The sequence below is a fragment of the Collimonas fungivorans genome (genome assembly GCF_028292705.1).
Lineage (GTDB): Bacteria > Pseudomonadota > Gammaproteobacteria > Burkholderiales > Burkholderiaceae_D > Collimonas > Collimonas fungivorans_B.
This window is the reverse complement of sequence record NZ_JAQGLV010000261.1, coordinates 1-4,658: the sequence shown is the minus strand read 5'-3', so window position 1 is coordinate 4,658 and position 4,658 is coordinate 1. Positions and strand designations below refer to the sequence as shown.

Sequence of the window (4,658 nt, the reverse complement as noted above, 5' to 3'; positions counted from 1 at the left end):
GCACTCCACGCCGGCGGCGCCATGGCGCAATCGGTGGCGGCTCCCGCTGCCGGCAATGCAGTCGCCACGCCGGACAATGCGCTGTTGCTGACCGTGTTCTTGAAACACGACCAGTCGCGCCCGCTGGCCGAGTTGAACGCCCAGCTTGCCAAACAGGGGTTTTACAAGGCGTTCCCGCCGGCGGGAGTAGAGGTAGTAAGCTGGTATGTAACGATGGGCATCGGACAAGTCATCACGCTGCGCTTGCCGGCCTCGCGCCTGCGGGAGGTAAACCGCGTGCTCGAAGACACGGCCTGGGGCAGCTACAGGACCGAGTTCTATCCTTCCTATGACTATAAAGCGGTAGCGCTGGCTGAACATAACAAAGCACAACAAGGGCCGGCCGCACAGTAATTTTCGAATCGCACGCAGCGGCGCATTCCTTGCGCCGCCATTCTGAACCCTTCCGATTTCAATAGCATTTCTCCGGTTTTTACTAAACCCCCGCCAAGAAACAGCAAGTCCACTTGCAAAAACAACAGGTCCGATGACTTGCGGAAAAGCCAATGTAAACAATGGCCTGCAGCCGCATTCATTGCGTCGCAACATGGGCGGCGGAGCAATCTGGCAATACCACTCAGATACAGGTTGACAGTGTTTTTGGCGGCCCTTACAGTCATCAGACAACATGTTTCCGTACGGAAATATCGAGGATAGATCGCGAGGGCGCGACAAAAAAACGGGGCCGGCAATTTGCCGCAGCGATATGGCACCCGGAGCGCGCTCACATCAAGCAAGCCATTTCAATCTATCCAGGAGAATCAAGTGAAATCAAAAATGATAAAGGGACTCGCCATCAGTCTTTCATGCATGGCGTTCTCGGCGCATGGCGCCGCACAGCAGGGAGCCGCAGACGCGGGGATCAGCCAGGCCGCTGCGACACCCGCCGCAACCTGCCAGTACAGCACCTGGACCGCGGGCATCAATTACGCGATCGGCAGCGTGGTGCAATATCCGGCCAACGGTTCTTTCTACAAAGAGGTGAATGCCGGCACCAACGGCAGCGACGGCACCGATCCGACCATCAGCACCTGGTACTGGCAGCCCACCACTTGCAGCGGCCCGGCCACGCCGCCGCCGACCGGATTCATCTACAGCCCTTACTTTTACTCCGGCGACTATAACGGGGACCAGCTCAACACTACCGTTACCGGCAGTTCGCAAATCTTGCTGAAGGTAATGCCGGCCAAGCTGCAGGCTGTGACCTGGGCCTTCGCCACCGGCAGCTGCGGCAGCGAAAACTGGAGCGGCGTCTCTGCTTCTGCGTTTGCCAAGGCGAACGTGGCCAGCTTTGTCAATGCGGGCAAGAAGTACATCGTGGCGACAGGCGGCGGCGGTGGCAGCTTTACCTGCACCTCGGACGCCAACTTCACCAAATTCATCAAGACTTACTACAGCGCGAACTTGCTGGGCATCGACTTCGACATAGAAAGCAGCCAGACCCAGAGCGATATCAACAACCTGGTGGCGCGGGTGTCGGCGGCGCAGGCGGCATATCCGAACCTGCGCTACAGCTTCACGCTGGCGACCGACGGCGGCAACGAAAGCCAGAGCCTGGGCGGCACCGGGGTGAAGGTGATGACGGCGATCCAGAACTACGGATTGAAAAACTACACGATCAACCTGATGACCATGGATTTTGCCGAGTCGGGCCAGGAAAACGCGGCGCTGTGCACACTTAACAGCAGCGGCAAATGCGACATGGGCAAGTCGACCGTCGCTGCCGCCGAAAGCCTGCACAACTACTGGAAGGTGCCGTACAGCCAGATCGAGGTGACACCGATGATAGGCGGCAACGACAGCATCGCCGAGACGTTCACCCTGGCCGATGCGGTCACCGTATCGAACTATGCCTTGTCCAAGAAACTGGCCGGCATCCATTTCTGGGCCTTCTCGCGCGACCGGGATTGCGCTCCTCCGAGCTCGGACAACAACTCGTCCGGCACCTGCAATGACTACGGCAAAGCCGGCACCCTGGGTTATACCAACAAATTCATTTCGGCTCTCGGACTATAACTAGGCACGTCGTAAACCAGGCCGCCGAGCACAGCAGCACGGCGGCCTGGTTATCTGCGACAAACAATTAACCAACAGTAAACATCATATTGGAAAGCATTTTGAAAACTCCCACCATCAGGTATTTATTAAGAAGCGTCACGCCCGTCTTCATCGGCATGTGCATCCTGAGCAGCTGCAGCGACGGCGGAACCTCCGATTCAGCGTCGGCCGGCGCCAGCGCAAAACTCGCAGCCAGCGCGGGTGCCCCTTATGGCGGCAAGGCGTGGCCGCTGCCAGGAACCATCCAGGCGGAAGATTTCGACACCGGCGGCCAGAATGTCGGCTACTTCAATTCTGCCAATACAAACCAGGGCGGCCAGTATCGCAAAACGGAAGGCGTCGGGATCGAAGCGACCAGCGATACCGGCGCCGGCTACGATGTCGGCTGGACCACCGCCGGCGAATGGCTCAACTACACGGTCAATGTCGCGGCCGCCGGCAGCTATACGGCGCAAATCCGCGTCGCCAGCCATGGACAGGGCGGCACTTTTCATTTCAACGTGGACGGCGTCAGCGCTACGCCGCAACTGACGATTCCGAATACGCAAGGCTGGCAGAACTGGCAAACGGTTTCCACCAGCATCACTCTCAGCGCAGGGCAGCACGTGATCCAGTTGCACCTGGACAGCGTAATCAACGGCGGCCTGGTCGGCAACTTCAACTGGTTCAGCATCGGCAGCGCGCCGACGTCGGCCGGCCCGGTGGCGGTTCCCAAAACAGGGACCAAAAAAGTATATGTCCACATGATGCCGTGGTTTGAAACCAATAGCTCATCGGGCAACGGCGCATGGGGCCAGCATTGGACCATGGCGAACCAGAATCCGAATGTGGTCGACGCCAACGGTAAGCGCCAGATCGCATCGTATTATTATCCGCAAACCGGACCGTACGCTTCCGGCGATCCGTACATCATCGAATACCAGCTGCTCCTGATGAAATATGCGGGTGTCGACGGCGTGCTGATCGACTGGCCGGGCAGCCAGAATGTCTGGGACTATCCAAAGAACCGGCAGAATGCCGAGGCCATCGTGGCCCAGACGGCAAAGATGGGGATGAGTTTCGCCATGGTCTACGAAGACCATAATGTGGGCATGGCCTATGACGCGGGGCTCATTCCAAACAAGATCGAGGCAGCCAAACAGGACATGGCATACCTGAAGACCAACTACGCCGCCAAAAGCAACTATATCCAGCTGAACGGCGCGCCGCTGGTGCTGGACTTCGGGCCGCAAACTTTCCTCAATGGATCCGACTGGAGCACGATACTTTCAACCTTTTCCACGCCTCCCGCCTTCCTCTCTCTCTGGTACACGATCGACAAAGTCGGCGCCAGCGGCAAAGGCGAATTCCCGTGGATATACTCGGACGGCATGGCCGGGCTCGATAACTTCTACAATAACCGCTCCCTGAATATCAAATTCGGCGTCGCCTATCCCGGATTCAATACTTTCTATACTGCCGGCGGCTGGTCTGGACCAACCTGGACCCTGCCTTACGGCTCCACATTCTCGACAACACTCAACAAGGCGATTGCCGCCGCCGGCGTCAACAATATCCAGATCGCCACCTGGAATGACTATGGCGAAGGCACGATGATAGAACCGACGCAGCAATTCGGATACAGCTTCCTGACGGCCATGCAGCAAGCTTTCGGCGTCAGTTCCAGCCAAAGCGACTTGCAGCTGATCTATGCCTTGTATCAGAAGCGCGTGCAGTACTCCGGGAACACCAGCGTCGAACAGAAACTCGACCAGGCCGCTGCCTATCTGGCCGCGCACCAGGTGTCGTCGGCCGCCGCGCTCATCAATTCGATCTGACGCGCGGCTGGCGCGCCCAGCCAGGAATTGACGCTGCGGTTTCCTTTGTGTTTCTGGCATAATTGCTTATCGTCAATTTCAAGGCGAACAAATCATGGCCCAGAGCAGGCAAGAGGCAGCCGGCAGCTTAGATCACATGCTGTTGGCCAATGTCCTTTCGATATTGGAGCATCAGGTGGGGACGGGCGCACTTTCCTCTAGTGCTGCCTATGACATTTACTTGGCGATTGCGAAAGACTTGCGTGTCGCCTTGTCAACAAAAGAGATTGAAAGCATGAGACATCGGCTCGAGACGGCCGAAGTCAGGATTCCTGATATTTAACCGAAGGAAATCAGCCAATGACATTCCGCGCAGTCAACCCGCCGGGAAACAATATCCCCGGAATTTCGCAAGCTGCGATCATCGAGAGCGGAAAACTGCTGCTGCTTTCCGGCCACGTGCCATTCCTGGCGGACGGTTCCATTGCGGGGCCAGAACTCGAGATTCAGCTTGAGCAGGTTTTTTCCAATCTTGATGCAACGCTGAAAGCCTCAGGCAGTAATTTTCGGCATGTGGCGCGGTTGACGATCTACGTGCGCGATTTCCAGCCCGGATTACTTCCAACCATACGCTCCGTGCGCGATCGCTTCATCGATACGGCACACCCGCCGGCCAGCTCGCTGATCGGCGTGGCGACATTGTTCCATCCCGATGTGCTGGTCGAGATTGATGCGATCGCGACCATTCCGGCCTGATGTCTTGAA

General features: G+C 57.6%; 5 protein-coding genes. All 5 read left to right on the top strand.

Going from position 1 to position 4,658, the window contains the following annotated elements:
* A partial coding sequence (locus JWQ61_RS14765) for a hypothetical protein (protein ID WP_304361194.1) occupies positions 1 to 393 on the top strand: 393 nt, incomplete at its 5' end.
* Between the two features lie 411 nt (positions 394 to 804).
* A complete protein-coding gene (locus JWQ61_RS14760) occupies positions 805 to 2,055 on the top strand; it encodes a glycosyl hydrolase family 18 protein (RefSeq protein ID WP_304361193.1) in 1,251 nt (416 codons plus the stop codon).
* Between the two features lie 101 nt (positions 2,056 to 2,156).
* Entirely contained in the window at positions 2,157 to 3,914 is a 1,758-nt protein-coding gene (locus tag JWQ61_RS14755; protein WP_304361192.1) for a carbohydrate-binding protein, read from the top strand.
* A 94-nt stretch (positions 3,915 to 4,008) separates the two neighbouring features.
* Entirely contained in the window at positions 4,009 to 4,236 is a 228-nt protein-coding gene (locus tag JWQ61_RS14750; protein ID WP_304361191.1) for a hypothetical protein, read from the top strand.
* Positions 4,237 to 4,253: 17 nt separating this feature from the next.
* Positions 4,254 to 4,649 carry a RidA family protein gene (locus JWQ61_RS14745; protein ID WP_304361190.1) on the top strand — a complete coding sequence of 132 codons (396 nt, stop codon included), beginning with the start codon at positions 4,254 to 4,256 and terminating at the stop codon, positions 4,647 to 4,649.
* The last annotated feature ends 9 nt before the right edge of the window (positions 4,650 to 4,658 follow it).